Source organism: Bifidobacterium breve DSM 20213 = JCM 1192, from assembly GCF_001025175.1.
Classification (GTDB): Bacteria; Actinomycetota; Actinomycetes; order Actinomycetales; family Bifidobacteriaceae; genus Bifidobacterium; species Bifidobacterium breve.
This window is the reverse complement of the sequence record NZ_AP012324.1, coordinates 1,741,964-1,768,488: the sequence shown is the minus strand read 5'-3', so window position 1 is coordinate 1,768,488 and position 26,525 is coordinate 1,741,964. Positions and strand designations below refer to the sequence as shown.

The following is a 26,525-nucleotide window of genomic DNA, read 5'->3' as shown; positions in this document are numbered from 1 at the left end:
GATGTTGCAATATCCCAAGGAAGAAGGAAGAGGATGAACGTGAAGTTCTCCACTAAGTTCATTGCGGCCAGCGCGGCCGCAGTTATGGCGTTGTCCCTTGCTGGATGCTCCGGCGGCAGCATGGATGACTCCTCCAGCTCCAGCGCCAAGGCATCTGGTGACACCATCACCATCGGCACCGTGACCACCAACTCCGGTACCGCTGCCGCTTACGGCGAGGCCGAGGTCAAGGGCTTCGAGCTGGCCGTTTCCGAGATCAACGCCAAGGGCGGCATCAACGGCAAGAAGGTCAAGCTCGAGTCCATGGATGACAAGGGCGACGCCACCGAGGCGTCCAACGCCTACAACAAGCTTGTTGGCGACAACAACGTGCTCGCCGTGGCCGGTCCGACCATCTCCGCCACCACCGCAGCCGTGGCTCCGCTGGCCGACCAGTCCAAGCTGGTCACCATCGCCCCGGCCGCCACCTCCGATTCCATCGAAACCGGCAACTACCTGTTCCGCACCTGCTTCAAGGACTCCTACCAGGGTGAGGTCGCCGCCCGCTTCGCGGCCGAGAACCTGAAGGTCAAGAAGGTCGCCGTGCTCTACGGTACCGGTGATCCGTACTCCTCCGGCGTGGGTGAGGCTTTCGCCAAGGCCGCCGAGAAGCTTGGTCTTGAAGTGGTGGACAAGGAAAGCTCCTCCTCCGCCGACGACACCGAGTACTCCGCTCAGCTGCAGAAGATCCAGGCCTCCGGTGCTGAGCTGCTTTACGCTCCGTACTACTACTCCGTGGCTGGTCCGTACATCATCCCGCAAGCTCGTTCCGTGGGCTTCGATGGCTACGTGATGGGCCCTGACGGCTACGACGGCCTCAAGCTCACCGGTGACAAGGCCCAGTACAACAAGACCTACTACACCACCCACTACTCCGCCGACGACAACACCAACTCCAAGGTGCAGGACTTCATCAAGTCCTACAAGTCCAAGAACAACGCCGAGCCGAACACTTTCGCCGCTCTGGGCTACGACACGATCTACATGATCAAGCAGGCCATCGAAAAGGCCGGCAAGAACGCCACCCGTGAGGATGTGCGCAACGCCGTGGCCGGCATGACCTTCGACGGTGTGACCGGTAAGTTCACGATGGACAAGTCCGGCTCCCCGACCAAGTCCGTCATCGTGCTTGAGATGAAGGACGGCAAGCCTGTCTACAACACCACCGTGCAGCCCAAGTGAATCACCGCTGCATGATTCCAATCCATGCGCTCTAGTATGAGTGCGCGATATAGGAGAGTGGCCGGTTTCCCGGCCCTCTCCCTTTCGCGTTTTCATGGCGCATCATCAGACATTCAATAAACGCATTCAACACACAATGAGATTTAGAAAGGGGGAGCAGTGATGGATCAGATCATCATGTTTGTCAGCCAGCTATTCAATGGCCTGAAAATCGGTAGCGTGTACGCACTCGTGGCATTGGGCTACACCATGGTCTACGGCATCATCCGCCTGATCAACTTCGCCCACGGCGATTTCATCATGGTCGGCGCATATGTGCTGATGCTCACCATTCCCGCCATCGTCGCCATGGGCCTGCCCGCCTGGGTGGCGGTCATTCCCGCCATCCTGGTGTGCGTGGCCGTCGGCGTCATCGTCGAAAAAGCCGCATACAAGCCGGTGCGCGAGAAGGGCAATTCCATGACCGCCCTGATCACCGCCATCGCCATGTCCCTGCTGCTGGAGAACGGCTCTCAGGCCATCTTCGGTGCCGACTTCCAGACAGTCCCGACCATTTTCCACCTGCCGTCCATTGCCTTCGGCAAGCTCAAGCTTTCCGGAGACACACTGCTGACCATCGTCATCGGCCTGGTCATTATGGTGGGCCTGCAGCTGTTCGTCAAGTTCACCAAGCAGGGCAAGGCCATGCGCGCTGTCTCCGAAGACAAGGAGGCCGCTGTGCTCATGGGCGTCAACGTCAACTCCACCATCGCCCTGACCTTCGCCATCGGTTCCGGTCTGGCTGCAGTCGCCTCGCTGATGTACTGCGCCGCCTACCCGCAGGTGTCGCCTATGATGGGTGCCATGTTGGGCTTGAAGGCATTCGTCGCCGCAGTCCTTGGTGGCATCGGCTCCATCCCGGGCGCCATGATCGGTGGTCTTGCCATCGGCCTGATCGAGAGTCTGACCAAGGCATATATCGGCACTGTCACCGGAGGCCTCATCACCTCGGCATTCTCCGATGCCATCGTGTTCGCCATCCTGATCATCGTGCTGCTCGTCAAGCCGTCCGGCATTATGGGCAAGAACGAAGGGGAGAAGGTCTGATCGTATGAAGAAGACAATGCTTTCCACCACACAATCCTATGTGGTGTGCTTCCTAGGCATCCTTGCCACGTTCGGCATCGTGATGGCTCTGTGCGAATCCGGTCTGGCCGATTCCTATATCAAGGGCATCATGATGACCGCATGCATCGCCATCATCATGACCACGTCCCTGAACCTCACCATCGGTGTGCTTGGCCAGCTGACGCTGGGTTGCTGCGGCTTTGAGGCCATCGGCGCCTATGTAGCCGCACTGGCGTCCAAGTACATGGTTGCAGCCGGCATCGGCGTTGACCCCACCGCAAGGTTCCTGATTACCACGCTGATCGGAGGCATTGTGGCGTGTGTGTTCGGCATCCTGATTGGTATCCCGGCACTGCGACTGCATGGCGATTACTTGGCCATCATCACGCTGGGCTTCGGTGAGATCATTCGTGTGATCATCCAAAACCTCAAGGTTGCCGGCGGCATGGGCCTTGACAAGGGTGCCGCGGGACAGGCCCTGATCGGCATCGAACGCACCGCCAACCTGTACGTCGTGTTCTGGATCATGGTGGTCACCGTGGTCGTGCTCTTCATGTTCGGCCGTTCCCGTTACGGGCGCGCCGTCAAGGCCATTCGCGACGACGAGATCGCTGCGGGCGCTTCCGGACTCAACACCACGTACCTTAAGGTGCTTGTCTTCGCGATTTCCGCATTCTTTGCAGGCATTGCAGGTGGCATCTTCGCCCAGTACATCGGTTCGTTGAACCCCACCATGGCCGGCTGGCTCAACTCCATCAACTACGTGATCATGGTGGTGTTCGGCGGCATGGGTTCGCTCACCGGCTCGATCGTCTCCGCCATCGGCCTGACCATCCTGCCCGAGCTGCTGCGTGCCTTCGCTGACTACCGTATGCTCGCCTACTCGGTGGTGCTGGTGCTTGTCATGATCTTCCGCCCGCAGGGCATCTTTGGTTCATGGGAGTTCTCGCTGCCCAAGCTCATCAACCGGCTGCTGCTTCGCGGAAACGGCAAGAACGACAGGGCTGCTGATAAGTCCGATAAAGCCGTCAACGAACCGGCCGATGCAACCGAGAAGGAGGCTGCACGATGAGCAACGATACCCAGCCCATCCTCAAAGCCGAACATCTCGGCATCACCTTCGGTGGTCTGAAGGCCGTATCCGACTTCAACATGACCATCAACAAAGGCGAACTCGTCGGTCTGATCGGCCCCAACGGTGCCGGCAAGACCACGGTGTTCAACCTGCTGACCGGCGTGTACAAGCCCACCGAGGGCGATTTCTGGCTGGATGGCGAACACATGAACGGCAAGAAGACCTATCAGGTGGTTCGTGCCGGCATCGCCAGAACCTTCCAGAACATCCGCCTGTTCAAGCAGCTCACCGTTGAGGAGAATGTGCTCGTCGCCTTTGACGAATCGTTCTCCTACCATATGGGCGGCGCCATCTTCCGCACCCCGGGCTTCTGGAAGCAGGAGCATGAGATGCATGAGAAGGCCATCGACCTGCTGCGCATTTTCAACCTCGAAGGCTTGGCGGCCACGCAAGCGGCCAACCTGCCATACGGCCAGCAGCGCAAGCTGGAGATCGCGCGCGCTTTGGCCACCGGCATGAAGCTGCTGTTGCTCGACGAGCCGGCCGCAGGCATGAACCCCACGGAAACCGAGGATCTGCTGCACTGCATCAATACGATCCGTGATCGTTTCGGCATCGCCATCCTGCTCATCGAACATGACATGAGCTTGGTGATGAGTGTTTGCCAGCGCATTCAGGTGCTTGATTACGGTCGTACCATCGCATCCGGTACGCCGGAGCAGATCGCCAACAACCCGCAGGTCATCTCGGCCTATCTGGGTAGCGACAGCAATGATGATGTGGATGGCGACTCGACCGCCAAGGTCGAGCCGGAGCCAAGCATCGCCAAGACGATTCAAGAAGAGGGGGCACGCTGATGCTGGAAATCAAGGATCTGTGTGTCTCGTACGGCGCCATCGACGCGGTCAAAGGCATCAGTCTGAAGGTGGACGACGGTGAGATCGTCTCCCTGATCGGAGCCAACGGTGCCGGTAAAACGACCACCTTGCACACCATCACCGGCCTGGTGCCGGCCAAGTCCGGCAGCATCACCTATGACGGTCATGACCTGCTTAAGACGCATGCGAACAAGATCGTCACCCTGGGCATGGCCCACGTGCCGGAAGGCCGCCATGTGTTCACCCGCATGAGTGTGCAGGAGAACCTGGAGATGGGTGCGTTCAGCCTCAAGGACCAGTCGAATCTCGGCAAGGATCTTGAGATGGTGTTCGACTACTTCCCGCGTCTGAAAGAACGTCGCCGCCAGCTGGCCGGCACGCTCTCCGGCGGTGAGCAGCAGATGGTGGCCATGGGCCGCGCCCTGATGAGCCATCCGAAGACGATTCTGATGGATGAGCCGTCGATGGGTCTTTCGCCTCTGCTGGTCAAGGAGATTTTCGACATCATCGTCACTCTGCGCAAGAGCGGCATCACCGTGCTGCTGGTCGAACAGAACGCGAAGATGGCCCTATCCATTGCCGATCGCGCCTATGTGCTCGAAACCGGCAAGATCACGATGGAAGGCAAGGCCTCGGATCTGCTGCACGACGAGAAGGTGCGCAAGGCATACCTCGGCGCGTGACGCATAGGCTGGCACAGGTTGCTTTCGAATTGATGGTGACCGGGTTTCGCCCGGGACGGTGCATGCCGTTCGGAACGAAACCCGGTCATCGTCGTTGTGCAAGTCGGGGCACAATGGTGCAATGATAGATTGTGATGAATCAGGTGAACGGAGACGGTATGAGCGCAACGCGGAAGGTCACGGATGAGTCGTTGGCTCAGGCCGCACGCATCATTCATGATGGCGGACTGATCGTCATTCCCACCGATACCGTGTATGGCGTAGCCTGTGATCCGCGCAATGCGGCTGCCATCGCCCGCATCTACGAACTCAAGCGGCGTCCCCGATACAAGGCATTGCAGGTTCTGCTTGATTCCACTGACCAACTTGACGAGCTCGGACTCGAACTACCTTCGCCGCTGAACCGTCTTTCTGCCGCCTTCCTGCCGGGGGCGTTTTCGCCGATTGCCGTCGCGCGCCCCGATTGCACGTTGGAGACGTTGGCCGACACCGCGGAAGGCAGGCCCGGCACGCAAGGCATTCGCATCCCCAACTCGGCGCTCTGCCTTGAGATTCTTCGTGCTACTGGTCCTCTGGCCGCTTCAAGCGCCAATCGTTCCGGCGATGAAAGCGCGCAGACCGTGGATGAGGCCGTGGAAGCGTTCGGGAACCAGATTGATTTGTATCTGGATGGCGGGCCCACACAAGGCCATATATCTAGCACCGTGGTGAAAGCGGATCCGTATGCGAGAGACGGCATTGAGATTCTTCGTGAGGGAGTCATTCCCCAATCCATGATTCGCAAAGCCCTCCACCTCAATGGCGGGGGATTAGGCGCATGAGGATTTACTTACTGGTCGCGGCCATCGCGGGTGGCGTCACCTGGCTGGTGACTCCGCTGATTCGCCACGTGGCCATCGAGATCGGCGCGGTTGGCGAAGTGCGCGCCCGCGATGTGCATACCATTCCCACCCCGCGTATGGGCGGCCTTGGCATGCTGATCGGATTTACCGTGGCCACCATCTTTGCCAGCAGAACGCCGTTCCTTGCGGGTCTGTTCCAAGGCAATTACCAGATGTGGGTGATTCTTGCCGGCGGCATTATGATCAGTCTGCTGGGCATGGCCGATGATTTGTGGGATCTTGACTGGATGTTGAAGCTCGCCGGTCAGCTGCTGATTTCCGTTTTCGTGGCCTGGGGTGGTTTGCAGATTATTTCGCTGCCGCTGGGAGGCTCTCTGATCACCGCATCCCCGAGCCTGTCCATGGCAATTACGGCATTCCTTATTGTCGCTTCGATCAACGCGGTCAATTTCGTGGACGGTCTTGACGGACTGGCTTCGGGCATCGTGGCCATCGGCGGCATCGCGTTCGCCATCTATTCGTACATCATCGCCCGATACTCGCCCAGTTACGCCTCGCTGGCCACGCTGATCGACGTGATGATGGTGGGCATCTGTGTGGGCTTTATCCTGCATAACTGGCATCCGGCGAAATTGTTCATGGGTGATTCCGGCTCGATGCTGCTCGGCTATCTCATCACCTGCGCCTCAATCGTCATGACCGGCCGTCTTGATCCGGCATCGATTCACGCCAGTATCTATCTGCCGGTATTCATGCCGATTCTGTTGCCGATTCTGGTGCTGTTCCTGCCGGTGCTCGACATGTGCCTGGCGATTGTGCGGCGTCTGGCCAAGGGGCAGTCGCCGATGCATCCGGACCGTATGCATCTGCATCATCGCATGCTGCGCATCGGCCATTCGGTTCGTGGAGCCGTGCTGATTCTTTGGGGTTGGGCGGCGTTGATCGCGTTTGGGTCGTTGACCATTCTTTTCTTCAAGGCGCAGCACGTTGCCTTTGGTATGGCGATTGCCGTGGTCGTACTGACCATCGCCACCATGTACCCGTACCTGAAGCATCGTATTCCGGAGATACAGGAAGAGAACGCTACGTTGGAAGCGGCGCGCCACAACGCGCAGCATGCCACGGCAGTGCATGACGACGTAACCCCAGAAAATACGCGTTCCGGAAGCGAATCGCTGCCGGTTGCCGGCGCTGATTCGAGCGGACAGGAAAACCCTTCCTGATAGCAGTCCGCACGCGTTGAGCCATATGTGATTGGACGGTTCTCACACGTGTGTCGTGAAGGTCAGCGCATTTTCATATAGTGTTTACATGGCTACAAACCTTGATGAATTAAACGCCCAGTCGGCGTATGCCCCCCTTCCCCCGATTTTCGCCAAGCTCGGCCTTGCCTATGATGATGTGTTGCTGTTGCCGAACGAGACGGATGTCATTCCTTCCGAAGTGGACACCAGCACCCATCTGACCCGCAATATCACGATGAAGGCCCCGGTGCTCTCCGCCGCCATGGATACCGTGACCGAGTCCGAGATGGCCATCGCCATGGCTCGTAACGGTGGTATCGGCGTGCTGCACCGCAACCTGTCTATCGACGATCAGGCTGCTCAGGTCGATGTGGTCAAGCGCTCCGAGTCCGGTATGATTACCGATCCGCTGACCGTCAACCCTGAGGTCACGCTGGCCGATCTCGACAAGCTGTGCGGCAAGTTCCACATCTCCGGTCTGCCGGTGGTGGACAAGGACAACAAGCTCGTCGGCATCATCACCAACCGTGATATGCGTTTCATCGCCTCCGAGGATTACGACACCCTGAAGGTCAAGGATGTCATGACCAAGGAGAACCTGGTCACCGGTCCGTCCAACATCTCCAAGGACGACGCCCACCGCCTGCTCGCCCAGCACAAGGTTGAGAAGCTGCCGCTGGTTGATGCGGAAGGTCATCTGACTGGTCTGATCACGGTCAAGGACTTCGTCAAGACCGAACAGTACCCGGACGCCACCAAGGACGAGCAGGGTCGCCTGCGCGTGGCCGCCGGCGTTGGCTTCCTCGGCGACGCATGGCAGCGTGCCTCCGCCCTGATGGAGGCCGGCGTGGATGTGCTCGTGGTCGACACCGCCAACGGTGAGGCCCGCCTGGCACTCGACATGATCTCCCGTCTGAAGCACGATTCCGCCTTCGATGGCGTGCAGATCATCGGCGGCAACGTCGGCACCCGTTCCGGTGCCCAGGCCATGATCGAGGCCGGTGCCGATGCCGTCAAGGTCGGTATTGGTCCTGGCTCCATCTGCACCACCCGTATCGTTGCCGGTGTTGGCGTTCCGCAGCTCACCGCCGTGTACGAGGCCGCCCAGGCCTGCCGTGCCGCTGGCGTGCCCTGCATCGCCGACGGTGGCATCCACTACTCCGGTGACATCGCCAAGGCCCTTGTGGCTGGCGCCTCCTCCGTGATGCTCGGCGGCACGCTCGCTGGCTGTGAGGAAGCCCCGGGCGAGAAGGTGCTCCTGCACGGCAAGCAGTACAAGCTGTACCGAGGCATGGGATCCCTCGGCGCCATGGCTCCGCGCGGCAAGAAGTCCTACTCCAAGGACCGCTACTTCCAGGCCGACGTGACCTCCAGCGACAAGGTCGTGCCGGAAGGTGTGGAAGGCGAAGTGCCGTACCGCGGCCCGCTCAACGCTGTGCTCTACCAGATGCTCGGTGGCCTGCACCAGTCCATGTTCTACATTGGCGCACACAACATCGCCGAAATGCCGGAACGTGGCAAGTTCATCCGCATCACCGACGCCGGCCTGCGTGAATCGCACCCGCACGACATCGTGATGACCGCGGAAGCACCGAACTACTCCGGCTTCCACAACAACTGATCGGTTGATGCCCGCTAGCTTGCGCTAGTTAGGGGTTGATTCCTTGTGAAAAGGGTCTGCTTATGCAGGCCCTTTTCGCGTATGTGGCTCGAGATAGCTTGTATGCGCTGGGGTATAGTCTGAACTGTTCTGCATAAGCGATGACCAGCGAAGAAAAGAGGCACACCATGGTCGACAGCCATGACGCGGAAACGTACAGCGCGAAGGACTCGCGCCTGATTTGGATCGATTGCGAGATGACCGGACTTGACATCTTCGGCGGCGACGAACTCGTCGAGGTGTCCGTGGTTCCCACCGACTTTGACCTGAATGTGCTGGACGAGGGCGTGGATTACGTCATCAAGCCGTCCGAGAAGGCCGTGAACCACATGAACGATTTCGTGCGCCAGATGCACACCCGTTCCGGCCTGATCAACGAGTGGGAGAATGGCCTGAGCCTGGCCGAGGCCGAGCAGAAGGTCACCGAATACGTGCTGCGCTTCACGCCGGAAGGCGTGCGCCCGCTGCTGGCCGGCAACACCATTGGATCCGACAAGAAGTTCCTCGACCACTATATGCCGGACCTCATGAGTCACCTGCACTACCGCAGCGTGGACGTGAGCACCCTGAAGGAGCTCGCCCGCCGCTGGTACCCGGCCGTCTACGAGAACCGCCCGCCGAAGAATGGCGGTCATCGTGCTCTCGCCGACATCATCGAATCTTTGGATGAGCTGCGCTACTACCGCAAGGCCTTCATGGCTCCGGCCCCCGGCCCGGACGAGGCCGCAGCCAAGGCCATCTCTGCCGACATCGTCTCCACCAGCATCCTCAATAAGTAGTCCGCCGTACTTGGCTCCCTCTCTGAGGGGAGCTGTCGAACGAAGTGAGACTGAGGGGAGTCACGGATGCGTACGACTCCCCTCAGTCAGCTCCGCTCAAAGAGTGGAGCCTAGAGAGGTTGATATGCGCCAAACCGAAGCCCTGGCCATTCTGAACGCCGGCGCGAACGTGTTCCTGACCGGTGCGCCCGGTGCCGGTAAGACCTACGTGCTCAACGAGTTCATCCGGCAGGCGCGTGCCGACGGGGCGAGCGTGGCCGTCACTGCGTCCACAGGCATAGCCTCCACGCATATCAATGGCCAGACCATTCACTCATGGAGTGGTGTGGGTGTGGCGACAAGTCTGACCTCCAGTCTGCTCAAGCTCATCAAATCCCGCCGCAAACGCAAGATTCAGGCCACGGATATTCTCGTCATTGACGAGGTCTCCATGCTGCACGCCTGGCTGTTTGACATGGTTGACCAAGTCTGCCGCGAGGTCCGTCGCGATCCACGGCCGTTCGGCGGCATCCAGGTCGTGCTGTCCGGAGATTTGTTTCAGCTGCCTCCGGTCTCGGTATCCGGCCGCAACCGCGACCTCATCGAACCCACACCGGAATTCATCGCCAGCCGTGAACGGTATGCCCGTGCCGGTCTTAATCCGGAAAGCTTTATCACCGAATCGCTGGTGTGGCAGGAACTCAACCCGGTGATCTGCTACCTCACCGAGCAGCATCGTCAAGACACCGGTGAGCTTCTGACCGTGCTTACTGACATTCGCGAAGGCGACGTGACCCAGTCCGACCGTGACGCACTCGTCACGCGTTTGGGCAAGCTGCCCGAGCCCGGCCAAGTGGCCGTCCATCTCTTCCCCGTGAACCGTCAGGCCGACAATCTCAACGACATGCGGCTGAACCAGATCATGCTCGAGCCTCATGAGTTCCATGCCGAAACTGCAGGACCGGCCAATCTGGTCGATCGGCTCAAGAAGAACATGCTCGCCCCCGAGCGGCTCGTGCTCAAGGAAGGCGCGGCCGTCATGGCTCTGCGCAATGACCCCGACCGCCAGTATGTCAATGGTTCGCTCGGCACTGTGCGCGGTTTTGCGCAGGAGAACAAAGGCGGTTGGCCGATTGTGGAATTCGAGAACGGCAATATCGTCACCATGAAACAGGCCAAGTGGGAGATGATGGATGGCGAGACGGTGCTCGCTTCCGTGGCTCAGGTGCCGTTGCGCTGCGCGTGGGGCATCACCATCCACAAGTCACAGGGTATGACGCTCGATCGCGCGGTTATGGACTTGAAGAGGACCTTCGCGCCGGGCATGGGATATGTGGCGCTCTCCCGAGTTGAATCATTGGGCGGACTGTATTTGGCTGGTGTCAACGAGCGCATGTTCCTTGTCTCACCCGATGCCGTGGTGCTTGACGGCGACCTGCGCGAGGCCTCGGCCTCGGCCTCCGACCAGTTGGCCGATGAAGGCGCAGGCGCATTCAAACCCACCGAGCCAGACGAATTCGCCGCCGATCCCAATGACGAATTCGCCCAAGACGCCTTGTTCTGACGGTTGCTATGCCGAACGACTACTAATGTAAGCGTTTCTGCGTTTCAAGGGGCGGATTTTGAGTTTTCAGGACATCTATCTCCGTTTCGAGGGGCTGATGCCCAAGTAGACAACACTTAAAGGCGGCGGAATGACGTTGGTGCGCGGCTGCATTGGCTCGCTGGTTGCCCATCAACCACTTGGCAAGGATGTGATCGCCCATGCGGTGGATGCCGCCACCCGTGACCCACGTTTCAACCCGGTCACCGCTGCGGAATACCCACTGCTGAATATCGAGGTGTCGGTGCTGGGGGGGGGGAGCCAAAGGCAATTACCGTCAAGACCCGCGATGGAAAAGAAGCCCCTCAACCACTTCCACCCTGGTTCCAGTGTGCTGAGTTTTGGCACGGCCGGCTGCAATTCCGGCTGCCGCTTCTGCCAGAATTTTGACATTGCCAAAGCGCGCAGCATCGATAAGCTCAGCGTGGGGGCCAGCCCGGAGAAAATCGCGCAGATCGCGGCCAGCCGTGGCATCGACTCAGTGGCATTCACCTACAACGACCCCATCGTGTTCGCCGAATACGCCATCGACACCGCCCAAGCCTGCCGCGCACTCGGCATCCATCCCATCGCCGTGACGGCCGGATACATGAGTGCCGAAGCCCGGCCCGACTTCTATGCCGCCATGGACGCCGCCAATATCGACCTCAAAGGCTTCACCGAAGATTTCTATTGGAAAGTGACCGGCACGCATTTGGCCGACGTGCTCGCGACCATCGACTATGCGGTCAACGAGGCACGTACCCCAGAAGGCGAACACGTGTGGGTGGAACTCACCACACTGCTCATCCCCGGTCTCAACGATGACGATGCCCAGTTGCACGCCGAATGCACGTGGATAGGCGAACATCTGGGGCCGGACGTGCCGCTGCACTTCTCCGCGTTCCATCCGAGCTATCGGATGATGGATGTGCCGCCTACGCCGCACGAGACGCTGACCCGTACCCGCGCCATCGCGCTCGCTGAAGGGCTCCATTATGTCTACGCCGGCAATGTGCATGACCGCGAGGGCGATACTACGTATTGTCCGAACCCGCAGTGCCATGCGAAGCTCATCGAGCGCGACTGGTACCGCATTATCGCCGACCGCCTATCAGCAAGCTCCGGCGGCAACGGTCACTGCCCGCAATGTGGCACCGCAATCGCCGGGCGATGGTGATGAAACGTCTCTTCAGCCAGGCCATAGCCTTGCCTCGAGTCGTTCTGCCATAGAGAACCGTCCGTATGCCAAGATTAAGGCCGGAAACGGAACCTGTGACGACTTAGCTTGTCGGTTCACGCGAATATCTTGGAACCTATGACTTCCAATACCCTTCGCATGTCAACCATGTTCCTGCGCACCCTGCGCGAGGATCCCGCCGATGCCGATGTCGATTCGGCCAAACTGCTGCAGCGTGCCGGCTACATCCGCAAGGCCGCGCCCGGCATCTGGACCTGGCTGCCGCTTGGTCTCAAGGTGCTTAACAAGATCGAAGATATTATTCGTGAGGAGATCAACGGCATCGGTGCTCAGGAAGTGCACTTCCCGGCTTTGCTGCCGCGCGAGCCCTACGAGGCCACCCACCGCTGGGAGGAGTACGGCGATAACATCTTCCGTTTGAAGGATCGCCACGAGGCCGATTACCTGCTGGCCCCCACCCACGAGGAGATGTTCACCCTTCTGGTCAAGGACATGTACTCCTCTTACAAAGACCTGCCCGTCACCCTGTACCAGATTCAGACCAAGTACCGCGACGAGTTCCGCCCGCGCGCTGGCCTGATTCGCGGCCGCGAGTTCATCATGAAGGATGCCTACTCCTTCACCATCGATGAGGAAGGCATGCGCAAGGCCTACTACGACGAGCGTGGTGCCTATGAGCGCATCTTCCAGCGTCTCGACCTGAAGTACGTGCCGGTGTTCGCCATGTCCGGTCCGATGGGCGGCTCTGCTTCTGAGGAGTTCCTTGCCCCAATGCCGATCGGTGAAGACACCTTCGCTCTGGCTCCTTCCGGCAAGGCTTGGAACGTCGAGGCTTTGACCACTCCGGAGCTGCCTGAAGTCGATGCTTCCAACACTCCTGCCGCTTCCAAGGAAGCCGCCCCGGATGCCAAGACCATCGACAACATGATCGAGCGTGCCAACGCCGACCACCCGCGTACCGATGGCCGCGAATGGCAGGCTTCCGACATCCTCAAGAACGTGGTGATTACCGTCAAGCACCCTGAGGATGAGGAGCATGACGAGCCGTGGCGCGAAGTGATCGTTGTCGGCGTGCCCGGTGACCGCACGGTGGATATGAAGCGACTGGAAGCCCAGTTCGCTCCCGCCGAGCTCGAAGAGGCCACCGAGGAAGACCTGAAGAACCACCCCGAACTGGTGCCCGGCTACATCGGTCCGATGGTGCTTGGTCCGCAGGCCGAAGCCGCTGGCGTGAAGAACCCGGTGCGTTACTTGGTGGACGCGCACGTGGTCAAGGGCTCCGCTTGGTTCACCGGTGCTGATGAGAACGAGGTTGACTACTACAACTTGGTTTATGGCCGTGATTTCAAGGCCGATGGCGTGGTCGAGGCCGTTGAGGTTCGCCACGGCGATATGAGCCCGGATGGTTCCGGCCCGCTGAGCTTTGAGCGCGGTGTGGAAATCGGTCAGGTCTTCCAGCTGGGTCTCAAGTATTCCAAGGCATTGGACCTGAAGGTGCTCGACCAGAACGGCAAGGCCGTGCCGGTGTGGATGGGCTGCTATGGCATCGGCGTCTCCCGCGTGCTGGCCTGCATCGCCGAAACACATCACGATGAGGCCGGCTTGGCCTGGCCGTCCGTGATCGCTCCGGCCGCCGTTCATGTGGTGGCCACCGGCAAGGATGAAAAGGCATTCGAAGGTGCCGAGAAACTGGTCGCCGAACTTGAGGCCAAGGGCCTTGAAGTGATTTACGATGACCGTAAGAAGGTCTCTCCGGGCGTCAAGTTCAAGGATGCCGAGCTGATCGGCGTGCCGCTGGTCGCCGTGGTCGGTCGCGATTACGTGAACGATGGCACCATTGAGATCCGCGATCGCAATGGCGAGAACAAGGTCGCCGTGCCCGCTGCTGAAGCTGCCGGTACCTTGGCCGATCGTTTTGCTGCTCTCGGCTGAGGGTGGCTGATAGCCCATAATTACAGCGCCATCCTGCTCTTTGCAGGGTGGCGCTTTTGCTTTTTGCTCCTAATTGTGGATAGTCCAAAATTATCCACAGTACAAAAAATGCAACCCCGTCACGGTATCCACAATTGTCGGTTGCCCTTGTGCTGCTACGGTGCGGCACTTCACAGTGGAGATACCGTTGGGGTGTGCATTGGTGATGACGCCATAGACAGGCCCCGGCGGTCCACAACAGTGACGTGAGAAAGGGCCGATCATGGCGATTCAACAGGCAGCAGTAACTATTACCGGATTTGTGGCGGGCGATCCCGTGCTAGGCGGAACGGACACTTTTCCCGTGCTGACCTTCCGAATGGGCAGCACCCGTAGCAGGTTTAATCAGAGCACACAGCAGTGGGAGGATTTTGCCACCGCCTGGATTACGGTCAAGGCATTTCGCGCGTTGGCAAAAAATACCAAACAATCGGTTCGACGTGGCGATCGCATTGTGGTGGTCGGAGTGCTCAACACGGACCAGTGGACTACCGAGCAGGGCGAGGCCCGTAGCAAAACCGTTGTGGAAGCCACCAATATCGGCCATGATCTCACTTTTGGCACCACTTCTCTTGCCAAGGCGCAGCGCAATGGCACCAATGCCAATGCGGGTACTGATGAGGCATCCCGGCAAAATCTGCAGAATCGGCAGTCCTATGATGCTGGGTCCGGGCCGGGCGCCGACCCCTATGCCAATGCAGCCGGAACGAAGCCAGTGGAATTCGGCATCACCGAGAACGATCAAGGTGATCAATTCAATGCAGCGCGAGACCAAGAACATGCCGACGGTGAAGCTTCGGCGCCGAATGCCGATGCAGGTCAATCACAATCCGCAAGCCAGAAAGCTTTCGCCGGTGGTGCTGCGAATGCTGCAGAGGGGGAAACGGACGAGTTCTAGATGCGGCCAAAACGATATCGGCCTGCACCCTTACGAAGGATTACAGGCCGATATTGATTGGTGGAGGAATTACCAGATACGCACGCGGGCGTCAGGGTCCAGCCACATGGCGTCGCCCTCAGTGACGTTGAACGCATCATAGAAGAGATCCACATTGCTGGCGATGCCGTTGGTGCGGAATTCGGCCGGCGAATGCGGGTCGATCTGCAAGTACTGCTCGGCCAGTTCGTCACGGTTCTTGGTACGCCAGATGGAGGCGTAGCTCAGGAAGAAACGCTGCAGGCCGGTGAAGCCGTCCATCTCGGGGGCGGTATCGAGCAGCGCCTTGATGGCGGCGGGGGAACCGTCTTCCTCGACATCCGCTTTACCTGCCGCCTTGCCGAGTGCGAACGCATACGCCTTCAGTGCGATGTTCACGCCGCCCAAGTCGCCGATATTCTCGCCGATGGTCAGCGCGCCGTTGACATGCGGTGCCTTGTCCGGTTCGTCGGCGTATTTCTCGGCCAGCTGCTGCGGCACAAAACCGTTGTACTGGGCGATCAGCGCACCGGTGCGGGCCTCGAAGTTCTTGCGATCCTCATCGGTCCACCAGTTGTTGAGCTTGCCGTCGCCGTCGTACTGCGAACCCTGGTCGTCAAAACCGTGGCCGATTTCGTGGCCGATCACCGCGCCGATGCCACCATAGTTGGCTGCATCTTCGGCCTTCGGGTCGAAGAACGGAGGCTGCAGAATCGCCGCCGGGAACACGATGACATTCATGCTCGGCTCGTAGTAGGCGTTCACCGTCTGCGGGTTCATCAGCCACTCGTCTTTGTCGGCCGGCTTGCCGACCTTGGCCAGCTGGTAGCCGGTCTCATAGAGGTTTGCGGCCTTGGCGTTCTCGGCGGGCAGCGCGTCTGCGGATGGATTCAATGCCGAGTAGTCGCGCCAATGGTTGGTGTAGCCGATTTTCGGCGTGAATTTGGAGAGCTTCTCCAGTGCCTTGGCCTTGGTGTCTTCGCCCAGCCAATCGGAATTGGTGATGGATGCGCGGTAGGCGTCAATCAGATTGGCGACTAGTTCCTCCATGCGGCGCTTCGAGCTTTCGGGGAAGTGACGACGCACGTACTCGCGGCCCACGTCTTCGCCGCAGATGCCGTTGACCAGGCTGACTGCGCGCTTCCAGCGGTCGCGCTGCTTCTTGGCGCCGGAAAGTACCTTGCCGTAGAAGTCGAAGTTTGTGGTGTCGAAGTCGTGGGACAGCGAGGAAGCGAAGCCCAGGATCATGTGGACACGGGCCCACAGCTTGAGATCGGCCAGATTGGCCTCGGCCCAGAACGCATCAAGACCGATGAGGAAGCTTGGCTCATGCACGATGACGTGTGCGAACACGGACTTGAAGTCAATCGGCTGGACCTTGGCGGACTCGGTGGCATCATAGGCGGACTGCCAGGCGTTAATCCAGGAATCGAGATCGAAGTTCTTCAGTGTGGCGGCCAGGTCGTTGTAATCGGTGGGGTTATAGGTCTTCACCGAGTCGCGCGTGGCCACATTGTCCCAATGGTTGGCGGCGATCTTAGTTTCCACGGCAAGGAAGTGGCGAGCCATATCAAGGGCGGCCTCACTGGGGGTTGCGGTGGTCGGCTCATTGCCTTCATCCTCGTCCTGCGGCTTTGGCAGTTCGTCATCCACGTTGGGGTTGTCTTCAGCTGCTGGAGCATAGCCGGCATTGACAAGCTGCGTGGCGACCATGTTCACATACGCTTCGCGTACAGGAGCGTAGTGGTCTTCGCGGTAGTAGGCTTCGTCCGGCAGACACAGACCGGCCTGCTCGAGGTGGGCGATGTTGCGGTCCGGGTCGCCGGGGTCGCCGTATACGGCCAGACCGAACAGGTCGGGGCCTCCGGTTGGGTTGATGGTGCCGAGCACGCGCGTGAGGGCGGCCTTGTCGATGGAGGAATCGATAAGGTCAAGTTCATCGCGGATCGGGTCGAGGCCGGCGGCTTCGATGGCATCCGTATTGAGGAACGAGCGATACAAGGCCTGTGATTTGGTTGCCGGGCAGTCATCGTCTTCGAGAATCTCGTGCACCTGGTTTTCGGAATCCTCCGCGAGCTTGTCGAAGGAGCCGTAGCGCGAACGATCGTCGGGCAGGCGGTAGGTGTCGATCCATGGGCCGTTGACGTAGCGGAACAGGTCGTTGGTCGGTTTGATGACGGAGGAGAACGATGCCGGGTCAATGCCCGACGTCAGCGTTTCGGTTTCGTTGGTCATGGCCTCAAGCCTAATCGCGGCGGGGGAGAAGCGTTCCTCGGTCGTCGCAACGTTGCGCCGTAAGTGAAATAGACATATTGCCTAGTTTTGATGATGGTCTGAATTGGATAACCTGTCTAGTGTGGTAGATGAAGCTTGAATGTGACCTGATGAAAGGAGTCATGATGGGCGATCCGAATGACGGCCAGTGGAATGGTCAGCCGAACCAGAATCAGCCGAACCAGCAGGGCTATCCACAATACGGTGCGTACGACAGCAATCATGGCGGCCAATATCCGCCGCAAGGTGCGCAAGGGCAGAATGACCGGCAGAGCGGGGCGAACCAGAACCCGTACGGCCCATATGCCTATAACCCGAATTATGGTCCGAACGGTCAGCAGGCATGGGGCCCGGATGGCCAGCAATATCAAAACAACGGTCAAGCGGATGGCGGCAACCAGTCCGGCTGGCAGCAGACCAATTGGTATACCGGCGATTTCAACCCGTTCCGCCTTATTGAGGAATGGTTGCCAGAAAAGGCCAAGACCAGGATTCGTGTGATCTACGGCGTAGTTGGCGTTGCTGCCATCGCCCTTGGCGCGGCCCTTTTGCTCGTGCCGAACAAGACCTTGGCTCTGGCGGCTCTGCTGCTTGGTGTCTACTTCGTCATCTCCGGTGTGGTGCGCATCGTGGGTGCTTTGGTGGAGCCGTTCCTGCCGGCCGGTTGGCGTGTGCTGGATGTGTTCGTCGGTATCTTGCTGACTTTCGGCGGCGTGGTGGTTGTCAGAAACTACGGTATGACCGGGCAGACGCTGGCGCTGCTCATCACCATGATGGTCGGCTTCGGCTGGATCATGGAAGGTGTGATGTCGCTGGTGGAATCGTGGCGTATCCCTCATTCGGGATGGGCCATCGCCTATGCGATTATCTCGATTGTTGCCGGCTTTATCGTGCTGATGAGTCCACTGAGCTCTGCGGTCTTCATGGTGGTGTTTGGAGGGTGCGCCATGGTCGTCATGGGTATCACCGCGGTTATCCGCGCTTTCACTTTCGGCAAGCCCAGAAAGTAGACACCAAGTCATCAAGCCAAAGCGTCCGTGCGGGTTCCATACTTGCCCGGGCGCTTTTTCTTGGCCGCACCCGCTGCCGTCGCTTGGCGGTGCCGGGCGCTGGCAGTTGACCCCGGGCTGGACTAGAGTTGAGAACAAGTCTCAACAAGGTAGAAAGAGCCTCATGATCGAACTGAAAACCCCTCGTGAAATCGAGGAAATGAAGCCTGCTGGTCGTTTTGTCGGCGGCATTCTGAAGGAACTGAAAGAGAACACTAAGGTCGGCACCAACCTGCTCGAAATCGACGAGTTCGTCCACAAGAAGATCGTGGACCGCAAGGGTGCCGAATCCTGCTATGTTGACTACGCTCCCGACTTCGGTACTGGCCCGTTCGCCCACTACATCTGCACCTCCGTCAATGACGCTGTGCTGCACGGCGTGCCATATGACTACAGCCTGAAGGACGGCGACCTCGTCTCCCTCGACCTCGCCATCTCCGTGGACGGCTGGGTGGCCGATTCCGCCGTCAGTTTCGTGGTCGGCAACGATCCCGACCCCGAAGACCTGCGCATCATCAAGTGCACTGAAGAAGCGCTCGCCGCCGCCATCGACGTGGCCAAGCCCGGCAACCGTCTCGGTGATATCTCCAATACCATCGGCGATATCGCGCGCGAATACGGCTATCCGATCAACCTTGAGTTCGGCGGCCACGGCGTGGGTCACATCATGCACGGCGATCCGCATGTACCGAACGATGGCCGCGCCCACCATGGCTACAAGCTGCGTGAAGGCCTGGTCATCGCCATCGAACCGTGGTTCCTCAAGACCACCGACGAGATCTTCCAGGATCCGAAGGATGGTTGGACCCTGCGCGCCTCCGACGGTTCGCGCGGTGCTCACTCCGAGCACACCATCGCCATCACCGAGAACGGTCCGATCATCTTCACCGATCGCTCCAGCCTCTGATTGACGCAAGCGCTTGAGTGTTCGCGGTTTTTCCGCGATTTCGAGACGTAACAAGCCGAAGTGCATTTGCTTTGATAGCATGAGCGCACTTCGGCTTTCGTGTATCGACCGGCATTCGTTGGCGGTAACACAAAAGACATACAGTACCGAACACCAATGTTCATAAATGTTGGTGTTCGAGCAAGCGGTTCATAAAGAGGAAGGCGCGCGCATGGCGACGGCACAGCTTGATGTCGATTCGAGCAAGTTCAACCTGCCTGTGGTGAAGGCGAGTGCGGGGCCGGATGGCATTGTCGTTTCCAAGCTGCGCAATGACGGCTGGGTGACGCTTGACCCCGGATTCCTGACCACTGCCCAATGCGAGTCGAAGATTACGTATATCGACGGCAAGCATTCGATTTTGCGCTACCGCGGCTACCCGATCGAGCAGCTGTGTGAGGACTCCGATTTTCTTGAGGTCGCCTGGCTACTGCGTCATGGCGAATTGCCAAGCAAGGCCGAGTACGAGCAGTTCTGCGCCGACATCAACCATAAGACCATGGTTGGCGAGGATTTCCGCACGTTCATGGGCTCGTTCCCGCGTGCCGCGCATCCGATGAGTGTGCTTGCCTCCGCAATCAACGCGCTGGCCACGTTCTACCCGGATACGACTGACATCGCCGACACCGATCAGCTTGATGAGTCGGCCAAGATCATCATGGCCAAAGCTCGCACGATCGTATCGTATATTTTCCGCCGTCGCCGTGATGAGCCGATGCTGTACCCGGATTATGCGCGTGGCTATGTGGACGACTTCCTGCGTATGTGCTTTGCCGTGCCGTATGAGCCATTCGAGTCCGACCCGTTGTATGTACATGCGTTGGGTCGCTTACTGATTATCCACGCCGACCATGAGCAAAACTGCTCGACTTCGGTGGTGCGTATTGCTGGCTCGGCTCATGCCAACCTGTATTCGGCGGTGGCCGCCGGTGTCAATGCGCTGTCCGGCCCGCTGCATGGTGGCGCGAACGAGGCCGTGCTACGCCAGCTGAAGGCAATCCGCGACTCCGGCAAATCCGTGCGCGAATTCGTGGAGGATGCCAAGGCCAAGGGTCAGAAGATTTCCGGCCTGGGCCACCGCGTATACAAGTCGTATGATCCGCGCGCCGCGATTGCCAAGAAGTATCTGGAAAAGATCATGGAACGAGAGGATACGCAGAAGCTGCCTTCCGATGAGCGGGCGTTATTTGCCGTGGCCACGGAGCTTGAGGACATTGCGCTGAATGACGAATACTTCGTGTCGCGCAATCTGTATCCCAATGTCGATTTCTATACGGGTCTGATTTACCGGGCAATTGGCTTCGATCCGGCCATGTTCACCACGTTGTTCGCGTTGGGTCGTATTCCTGGCTGGATTGCCCAGTACCGTGAGATGCTGGCCGACCCGAACACCAAGATCGGCCGTCCGCGTCAGGTCTACACTGGCCCGGTCGAGCGCGACTACGTGCCCATGGACGAGCGCTAAATGCTCTGCGTGGTCCGGTGATGCCGGTTTGTTCGATATGTGGGAGCTGATTGCTCGCTACATGATAATTTGCGTAAGAAATATTGATTCACCCGAGGGTTTGCCCCGCTGAGATTGTGTTAGCGAGGCAAACCCTCGAGTTTGTTGTGACTATGCCGCACTGAGAGGGCTTTAGCGGGGTGGTTTGTTGACTTAGTCGCGGTTTTGCTTCGCTGATATCGTCTTATCGGTGCAAAACCCAGGGTTGCTGGTGGGTTTGCCCCGCTGAGAACATGTCAGCGGGGCAAACCCTCGGGTAGTAAGAGAAAACGCCTCACTGGAATACCAAATGAGGCGTTTACATAACCGCTAGGCGCCCAATATGGGCTGACTGCTTAGTTCTTATGCAGCTTTTCGTTGAGTTCGATGCCCACCTTGCGGTAGCGGGCTTCGATACGGCCGTTCACCGAGTTGCGGATGAACAGGATATTGTCCTTGCCGGAGAGGTCCGAACCCTTGACGACCTCCAGAGGTTCGCCGGCCGCGGCCTTGGCCTTATCCCAGATGGTGATCTTGGTGCCGGCGGTGACGTATAGGCCGGCCTCAACCGTGCAATTGTCGCCCAAAGAGATGCCGATGCCGGCGTTGGCGCCGAGCAGGCTGTGCTCGCCGATGGAGTTGCGCAGCTTACCGCCGCCGGAGAGGGTGCCCATAATGGAGGCGCCACCGCCGATGTCGGAGCCGTCGCCCACAACCACACCCTGTGAGACGCGGCCTTCGACCATGGAGACGCCGAGCGTGCCGGCGTTGAAGTTCACGAATCCGGCATGCATCACAGTGGTGCCGGCAGACAGATAGGCACCGAGACGCACGCGGTCGGCATCGCCGATACGCACGCCGGTGGGCACCACGTAGTCAATCATGCGCGGGAACTTATCCACACCGAACACGTTGACAGTGGTGGCAGGAGCTGCGGCCGACAGGCCCGCCTGAGTGGCAAAAGCGAGAGCCGCATCGGTGGCGGCACGTTCCACGTCGGCCTTGCGCAACGTGAAATCCTCCACGGCGAACGGGCCGTAATTGGTCCACACCACATTGGCGAGCTGAGCGAAGATGCCATCGAGATTCAGGGTGTTCGGCTTGGCCATGCGCATGCTCATCAGGTGAAGCTTCAGGTAGGCGTCGGCTGCGTTGACGATTGGCTCATCCAGCTGGCTGACGGCGAACACCGGCACGCGACGGATGCCGCGGGCGTCGGCCTCCGTGTGGGCCAATGTGCCGAAGTTGTGGTTTGGTCGGTCGGACTCGGCGGGTGCCTCGCCGAGAGTCAATTCGGGGTACCAGACGTCCAAGGTGGTGCCGGCAGCATCGACGCTGGCCAGACCCCAGCCCCATGCGGTACGCGCTTCGCTCATAGATATGCTCCTTTATCGCTTGCTGCTCCACATCGTTGAACGATGCGCAGCGTTTTGCTGGTTACCACCTTAGCGTCATGTCTGGTTAGCCGAGAGCTTGGTTCCGCGTAATGGCTCGCGAGACACTCGACTAAGATGGAAATGTTGGCCTGAAACATATAATCGGGGGAGGGGTCCATGAATAACGGATACGGCGTATTCGGGCATGTTCCTGACGATGCCTCCCATGGCGGCGGCGACTCCGATTACGAAGATGACAATGCGGCTTGGGGCAATGGGCTGAGGCGTCGCAATCCGTGGAAGAGCGCGAATGCGGATGGTGACGAATCCATGTTGCCCGATGACGGCGATTTCGTTGGTGTTGATGATGATGGCAATGATGATGTGGCATTCGGCTCGGCTGGATCACTCAGTGCGGAGGATGCGGTTGTTCCTTATAGCCAGTCACGTCGGCCGGGTCGTTCCGTGTGGTTCGATGATGAGGATGAGATTAACGGCCTGAATGAGCAAGGTGTCCGGCAGGCGCCTATTGCGGCATTACGCCGTGATGTGGAAACCTCCACCTCGAACGCCGTATTGGCCCGTGCCCGCGTCATCGCGCGCAAAGCGGCCAGTATGCTCATCGACCCCACCTATGACGAGAATCGGCGTACCGGATATGCCGAACTCGGCGCCATGATGCGCGGCACCACCAGTCCCTCCAGCCGGTATCGTGTCAATCTGCAGTTCGACCTTGACACCGGGGAAGTGGCTGGCGGTGATTGCACCTGCCCGGCTTATGGACGCGGGTATGGCATTTGCAAGCATATGGCGGCTCTCGCTTTGATGTTCTGCGATGAGCCACAACGATTCAAGGGATACCATGCCGGTGCCGTGCGGCCTTCGCGCGCGTTGCTTGACTACATGGAACGCGCGGATAAGCAGGATGCGCAGGTCAGGGCTCGTCGACGCAGCGCCGTCATGCAACGGTTTGATGGCGGCGGTACGGCTGGGCGCGGTGTTTCCAGCCACCGCAATCGGACCGGGTATGGTTCCGGAATGGGCGGATATCAGGGTTTGCGTGAAACCGTCTCGGTTGGCCAGGTCAGGCTTACACCCATCCTGAGCTTCATCGATGGTACCTGGAGTGTGGAATTCAAGATTGGCTCAGCCATAAACTCCTCCAGCTATGTGCTGAAATCCATCCCACAATTCGTGCGGGCCATGACCAACGGCGATCATGAGGATTACGGGCAGAAACTGGCGTTCACGCATACGCCGGATATGCTTGATGCGGATTCCCGCCCATTGCTGAGATTCCTGAAATCCGCGCTCGCCATACGTCACGCGGCCGAACAACAGGATCGGTATTACGGGCGTATTGCCATTGACCGTCACCTGACGCTATCCGAGACGGAAGTGGCTTCGCTATTGGTTTTGCGTGAAAGCGTAGGCGTGCAACTGGTGCTGGACACCTGGTTTTCCAGCCAGCCTTCGCCGGTATCGGTTGGCGGGGAACCAAACCTGACTATGCATATCGTCAGACGCGATTCCCGTATGTTCGGGTCGGAAGCCGGGTATTTGCTGACTGGAACGCCTTCGGTGGAGACCGTCATCAATGGCGACCGTGAATCTTGGCTGTTGCTCGCACCGTCCGAGCCTTTGGCTTACACCTCCGCCATGATGGCAAAGTCGCGGCGCAAAAGTGCCGCAGGATACCGGTTCGTCCGTTGCCCGAAGCAATTCGGTCCGATTGCGGAACTTATCGGTGAGCTGTTTGCGCCAGACAGTGAGGGGCAGGTCATCGCCGGAGACGATTCGGCTCTGTTCGCCCGCACGTTATTGCCGCAACTGGTGAATGTAGACATGCTTGCCGCCGATGATATCCCGCGTGAACTTGCTGAGCTGAGTCCTGCCGAGTGCCATGTTGGGTTCTATCTGGATCGTACGGAAAACGGCGTGGAATGCGAGGCCAAGGCCCGCTATGGGAATGTAATGGTGCCGCTGCTGCCGGCTGGGCCCGCTGTGAGCGCCGACGATGGCGGCATGCCGGTCGTGGTGCCTGGCCGTGACCTTGATACCGAACATCTGGCTCTTGACGTGGTAAGTGAGTTCTTCTCCATGCCTGAGGAGCAGCGGCGCAAGTTGGCCGAAACCAGACAGGCGACTGCCGGATTCAGGACCCCGGCATCCCGCGCCAAGGCCCGCGTGCGTGCGTCCGAGGCCGCCGTCATCAACCGTGATGACACCACACAGATTATCCGCTTGTTCGATGAAGGTCTGCCGGCGTTGCATGAGGTGGGAGAGGTGTTCACCACGCCTGCGTTCGACCGGCTCATCGCACCCAAGCCGCCGAGCGTCAAAGTCGGTTTGTCCATCAAGGGCAATCTGGTGGAGATCTCGCCCATTGCCGATGAAGTGCCGCCTGACGAGGTCGGTGCCTTGCTCGTATCCTATCGGCGTCGTCAGCGCTATCACCAGTTGAAGGACGGTACGCTGCTCAAACTTGAGGGCGCAAACCTGAATACGCTTGATACGCTGGTTGCCGATCTTGATTTGGACGAGCAGCAGCTCAATTCCGGGCTGATTGAATTGCCGGGCGGCAGAGCATTTCTGCTGGACGGTGAACTGCCGGATGACGGTTCCGATGTGGTCAAGGATGCATCTTTCACCGAATACATTGACGACCTCAAAATCATCGACCCCAAATCATACGAGGTGCCGGACAGCCTCAAGCCCGTTCTCCGCCCATATCAGGTCGAGGGCTTCCGGTGGCTGAACACCTTGTGCGACAAAGGATTCGGTGGTATTCTTGCCGACGAAATGGGACTGGGCAAATCCGTACAGCTCATCGCCCTGTTGTTGTCTCGCTATCGGAAGCCGGGTAGTGCGGATGGCACTGCGGATGGCGCGATTGTGGAACCTTCGCTTATTGTCTGCCCGGCATCGTTGGTATACAACTGGGCTGCCGAGTTTGCCAAATTTGCCCCCAGCTGTAATGCCATGGTCGTTGCCGGCACCAAATCCGAGCGTCGCACTGCCATAGGCCGTGCGTTCCGTGCGGATGAGCCCACTGTGCTCATCACCTCATACGATTTGCTGCGCCGGGATGTAGACGACTACACCGCAGATGAGCGGCGTTTCAACGTCATGGCTCTGGATGAGGCTCAATACATCAAAAACCACACCACCAAAATTGCCAAAGCGGCTAAGGCCGTAGCGGCGGACCATCGTTTTGCTTTGACCGGCACGCCAATCGAGAACCGACTTTCCGAATTGTGGAGCATTTTCGATTTCCTCATGCCCGGCTTGCTCGGCACGTACAAGCGGTTCCATGAACGGTATGAACTGCCCATCTCCAACGCGAGAGCCGTGGATTCCAGTACCGAAGAAGGCCGTGCCGCTGCTCAGGTCAATCCCGAGGCGGCACGGGTGTCCCACCAATTGCAGTCGCTGGTGGGCGTGTTCATTAAGCGCAGGCTGAAGTCCCAAGTGCTGACCGACCTACCGGACAAGCTGGAAACCACGCTGACCGTGCAACTTGCCGGCGAACAGCGCAAGCTGTATGCGGCTCACGAGCAGCGCCTGCGCATGCAGCTCGAACACAGCGAGGAGGCGGAGTTCAACACCTCGAAGATTCGTATCCTCGCCGAGCTGACCAGACTGCGCCAGATCTGCTGCGATCCAAGGTTGCTGTACGCCGATGCCAAAGACCAGTCGGCCAAGCTCGCGGCCATCGCCGAGCTGGTGGAGACCTGCGTGAACGAAGGCAAGAAGGCGCTGATCTTCTCCCAGTTCACCAGTTTCCTTGATCTGATCGCCGAACGTTTCGACGCGCAAGGCCTGCGCTACTACACCATCACCGGTTCCACGCCCAAAAGGAAGCGCCTCGAACTCGTCGACCAGTTCAACGCGGACGATACGCCCGCTTTCCTGATTTCATTGAAGGCTGGCAACACTGGTCTGAACCTCACCGGCGCCAGCGTGGTCATCCACGCCGACCCATGGTGGAACGCCGCCGCCCAGGATCAGGCCGCCGATCGAGCCCATCGCATCGGCCAGACCGAAGACGTCAACGTGTACCAGGTGGTGGCCAAGGACACCATTGAAGAACGCATCTTGGAGCTTCAGCACACCAAGAGCGAACTTGCCCGCCAGTTCACCGATGCCTCCCCGCTCGCCGACGAAACCGGCACCGGCACCACTGTCTTTGCCGAAGCCCCTGCCTCTATCGCCACCCTCACCAGGGACGACCTTCTCGATCTGTTGGGATGAGTGGG

At 59.2% G+C, this 26,525-nt stretch carries 19 protein-coding genes; 17 read left to right on the top strand and 2 right to left on the bottom strand.

Annotated elements, in window-relative coordinates:
• Positions 1 to 33 precede the first annotated feature (33 nt).
• The 13 genes from BBBR_RS07695 to BBBR_RS07635 all read left to right on the top strand — a co-directional run bounded on the left by BBBR_RS07695 (position 34) and on the right by BBBR_RS07635 (position 15,120).
• Entirely contained in the window at positions 34 to 1,221 is a 1,188-nt protein-coding gene (locus BBBR_RS07695; RefSeq protein WP_015439106.1) for an ABC transporter substrate-binding protein, read from the top strand.
• Positions 1,222 to 1,383: 162 nt separating this feature from the next.
• Positions 1,384 to 2,307 (top strand): branched-chain amino acid ABC transporter permease, encoded by a 924-nt coding sequence (locus BBBR_RS07690; protein WP_003830120.1) that lies wholly within the window; start codon positions 1,384 to 1,386, stop codon positions 2,305 to 2,307.
• 4 nt (positions 2,308 to 2,311) lie between these two features.
• Positions 2,312 to 3,400 (top strand): branched-chain amino acid ABC transporter permease, encoded by a 1,089-nt coding sequence (locus BBBR_RS07685; RefSeq protein ID WP_003830122.1) that lies wholly within the window; start codon positions 2,312 to 2,314, stop codon positions 3,398 to 3,400.
• Positions 3,397 to 4,260 (top strand): ABC transporter ATP-binding protein, encoded by an 864-nt coding sequence (locus BBBR_RS07680; protein WP_003830124.1) that lies wholly within the window; start codon positions 3,397 to 3,399, stop codon positions 4,258 to 4,260. The genes BBBR_RS07685 and BBBR_RS07680 overlap by 4 nt, the downstream gene beginning before the upstream one ends.
• Positions 4,260 to 4,964, top strand: a complete 705-nt coding sequence (locus BBBR_RS07675; RefSeq protein WP_003830126.1) for an ABC transporter ATP-binding protein — start codon at positions 4,260 to 4,262, stop codon at positions 4,962 to 4,964. Before BBBR_RS07680 ends, BBBR_RS07675 begins: the two co-directional genes overlap by 1 nt.
• A gap of 158 nt (positions 4,965 to 5,122) precedes the next feature.
• Positions 5,123 to 5,785, top strand: a complete 663-nt coding sequence (locus BBBR_RS07670) for an L-threonylcarbamoyladenylate synthase (RefSeq protein WP_015439103.1) — start codon at positions 5,123 to 5,125, stop codon at positions 5,783 to 5,785.
• On the top strand, positions 5,782 to 7,029 hold the full coding sequence (locus tag BBBR_RS07665; protein WP_003830129.1) for an MraY family glycosyltransferase: 1,248 nt from the start codon (positions 5,782 to 5,784) through the stop codon (positions 7,027 to 7,029). Before BBBR_RS07670 ends, BBBR_RS07665 begins: the two co-directional genes overlap by 4 nt.
• 88 nt (positions 7,030 to 7,117) lie before the next feature.
• Complete coding sequence (gene guaB, locus BBBR_RS07660) at positions 7,118 to 8,671, top strand: IMP dehydrogenase (protein WP_003830131.1); 1,554 nt, start codon at positions 7,118 to 7,120, stop codon at positions 8,669 to 8,671.
• Positions 8,672 to 8,838: 167 nt separating this feature from the next.
• Positions 8,839 to 9,489 (top strand): oligoribonuclease, encoded by a 651-nt coding sequence (gene orn / locus BBBR_RS07655; protein ID WP_014484149.1) that lies wholly within the window; start codon positions 8,839 to 8,841, stop codon positions 9,487 to 9,489.
• A gap of 124 nt (positions 9,490 to 9,613) precedes the next feature.
• Positions 9,614 to 11,032: a DEAD/DEAH box helicase gene (locus tag BBBR_RS07650; RefSeq protein ID WP_003830135.1), complete on the top strand. Its 1,419-nt coding sequence runs from the start codon at positions 9,614 to 9,616 to the stop codon at positions 11,030 to 11,032.
• Between the two features lie 130 nt (positions 11,033 to 11,162).
• Positions 11,163 to 12,230: an AmmeMemoRadiSam system radical SAM enzyme gene (amrS, locus tag BBBR_RS07645; protein ID WP_003830136.1), complete on the top strand. Its 1,068-nt coding sequence runs from the start codon at positions 11,163 to 11,165 to the stop codon at positions 12,228 to 12,230.
• A gap of 138 nt (positions 12,231 to 12,368) precedes the next feature.
• Entirely contained in the window at positions 12,369 to 14,183 is a 1,815-nt protein-coding gene (locus BBBR_RS07640; protein ID WP_015439100.1) for a proline--tRNA ligase, read from the top strand.
• Positions 14,184 to 14,445: 262 nt separating this feature from the next.
• On the top strand, positions 14,446 to 15,120 hold the full coding sequence (locus BBBR_RS07635; protein WP_003830140.1) for a single-stranded DNA-binding protein: 675 nt from the start codon (positions 14,446 to 14,448) through the stop codon (positions 15,118 to 15,120).
• A 69-nt stretch (positions 15,121 to 15,189) separates the two neighbouring features.
• Here BBBR_RS07635 and BBBR_RS07630 read toward each other — a convergent pair whose 3' ends face one another.
• Positions 15,190 to 17,373, bottom strand: a complete 2,184-nt coding sequence (locus tag BBBR_RS07630) for a M13 family metallopeptidase (protein ID WP_003830142.1) — start codon at positions 17,371 to 17,373, stop codon at positions 15,190 to 15,192.
• A 164-nt stretch (positions 17,374 to 17,537) separates the two neighbouring features.
• On the opposite strand from BBBR_RS07630, the gene BBBR_RS07625 reads away from it, so the two are divergent.
• The 3 genes from BBBR_RS07625 to BBBR_RS07615 all read left to right on the top strand — a co-directional run bounded on the left by BBBR_RS07625 (position 17,538) and on the right by BBBR_RS07615 (position 20,872).
• Entirely contained in the window at positions 17,538 to 18,422 is an 885-nt protein-coding gene (locus BBBR_RS07625; RefSeq protein ID WP_025341874.1) for an HdeD family acid-resistance protein, read from the top strand.
• Between the two features lie 163 nt (positions 18,423 to 18,585).
• A complete protein-coding gene (gene map / locus BBBR_RS07620; RefSeq protein WP_003830150.1) occupies positions 18,586 to 19,368 on the top strand; it encodes a type I methionyl aminopeptidase in 783 nt (260 codons plus the stop codon).
• A gap of 211 nt (positions 19,369 to 19,579) precedes the next feature.
• Positions 19,580 to 20,872, top strand: coding sequence for a citrate synthase (locus BBBR_RS07615; RefSeq protein WP_032738312.1), 1,293 nt, complete (start codon positions 19,580 to 19,582; stop codon positions 20,870 to 20,872).
• A gap of 374 nt (positions 20,873 to 21,246) precedes the next feature.
• On the opposite strand, the gene dapD is transcribed toward BBBR_RS07615, so the two are convergent.
• Positions 21,247 to 22,266, bottom strand: a complete 1,020-nt coding sequence (gene dapD, locus BBBR_RS07610) for a 2,3,4,5-tetrahydropyridine-2,6-dicarboxylate N-succinyltransferase (protein ID WP_003830155.1) — start codon at positions 22,264 to 22,266, stop codon at positions 21,247 to 21,249.
• A 177-nt stretch (positions 22,267 to 22,443) separates the two neighbouring features.
• Here dapD and BBBR_RS07605 point away from each other — a divergent pair, with 177 nt between their 5' ends.
• Positions 22,444 to 26,520: a DEAD/DEAH box helicase gene (locus BBBR_RS07605; protein ID WP_003830157.1), complete on the top strand. Its 4,077-nt coding sequence runs from the start codon at positions 22,444 to 22,446 to the stop codon at positions 26,518 to 26,520.
• The last annotated feature ends 5 nt before the right edge of the window (positions 26,521 to 26,525 follow it).

What these genes read in the sequence shown, in the direction of transcription:
- BBBR_RS07650 (WP_003830135.1), top strand. Translation starts at nt 9,614, where the DNA reads ATGCGCCAAACCGAAGCCCTGGCCATTCTGAACGCCGGCGCGAACGTG.
- BBBR_RS07680 (WP_003830124.1), top strand. Translation starts at nt 3,397, where the DNA reads ATGAGCAACGATACCCAGCCCATCCTCAAAGCCGAACATCTCGGCATC.
- guaB (WP_003830131.1), top strand. Translation starts at nt 7,118, where the DNA reads ATGGCTACAAACCTTGATGAATTAAACGCCCAGTCGGCGTATGCCCCC.
- BBBR_RS07625 (WP_025341874.1), top strand. Translation starts at nt 17,538, where the DNA reads ATGGGCGATCCGAATGACGGCCAGTGGAATGGTCAGCCGAACCAGAAT.
- BBBR_RS07640 (WP_015439100.1), top strand. Translation starts at nt 12,369, where the DNA reads ATGACTTCCAATACCCTTCGCATGTCAACCATGTTCCTGCGCACCCTG.
- BBBR_RS07690 (WP_003830120.1), top strand. Translation starts at nt 1,384, where the DNA reads ATGGATCAGATCATCATGTTTGTCAGCCAGCTATTCAATGGCCTGAAA.
- map (WP_003830150.1), top strand. Translation starts at nt 18,586, where the DNA reads ATGATCGAACTGAAAACCCCTCGTGAAATCGAGGAAATGAAGCCTGCT.
- BBBR_RS07670 (WP_015439103.1), top strand. Translation starts at nt 5,123, where the DNA reads ATGAGCGCAACGCGGAAGGTCACGGATGAGTCGTTGGCTCAGGCCGCA.
- BBBR_RS07695 (WP_015439106.1), top strand. Translation starts at nt 34, where the DNA reads ATGAACGTGAAGTTCTCCACTAAGTTCATTGCGGCCAGCGCGGCCGCA.
- BBBR_RS07615 (WP_032738312.1), top strand. Translation starts at nt 19,580, where the DNA reads ATGGCGACGGCACAGCTTGATGTCGATTCGAGCAAGTTCAACCTGCCT.
- BBBR_RS07685 (WP_003830122.1), top strand. Translation starts at nt 2,312, where the DNA reads ATGAAGAAGACAATGCTTTCCACCACACAATCCTATGTGGTGTGCTTC.
- BBBR_RS07635 (WP_003830140.1), top strand. Translation starts at nt 14,446, where the DNA reads ATGGCGATTCAACAGGCAGCAGTAACTATTACCGGATTTGTGGCGGGC.
- BBBR_RS07630 (WP_003830142.1), bottom strand. Translation starts at nt 17,373, where the DNA reads ATGACCAACGAAACCGAAACGCTGACGTCGGGCATTGACCCGGCATCG.
- BBBR_RS07665 (WP_003830129.1), top strand. Translation starts at nt 5,782, where the DNA reads ATGAGGATTTACTTACTGGTCGCGGCCATCGCGGGTGGCGTCACCTGG.
- BBBR_RS07605 (WP_003830157.1), top strand. Translation starts at nt 22,444, where the DNA reads ATGAATAACGGATACGGCGTATTCGGGCATGTTCCTGACGATGCCTCC.
- amrS (WP_003830136.1), top strand. Translation starts at nt 11,163, where the DNA reads ATGACGTTGGTGCGCGGCTGCATTGGCTCGCTGGTTGCCCATCAACCA.
- dapD (WP_003830155.1), bottom strand. Translation starts at nt 22,266, where the DNA reads ATGAGCGAAGCGCGTACCGCATGGGGCTGGGGTCTGGCCAGCGTCGAT.
- BBBR_RS07675 (WP_003830126.1), top strand. Translation starts at nt 4,260, where the DNA reads ATGCTGGAAATCAAGGATCTGTGTGTCTCGTACGGCGCCATCGACGCG.
- orn (WP_014484149.1), top strand. Translation starts at nt 8,839, where the DNA reads ATGGTCGACAGCCATGACGCGGAAACGTACAGCGCGAAGGACTCGCGC.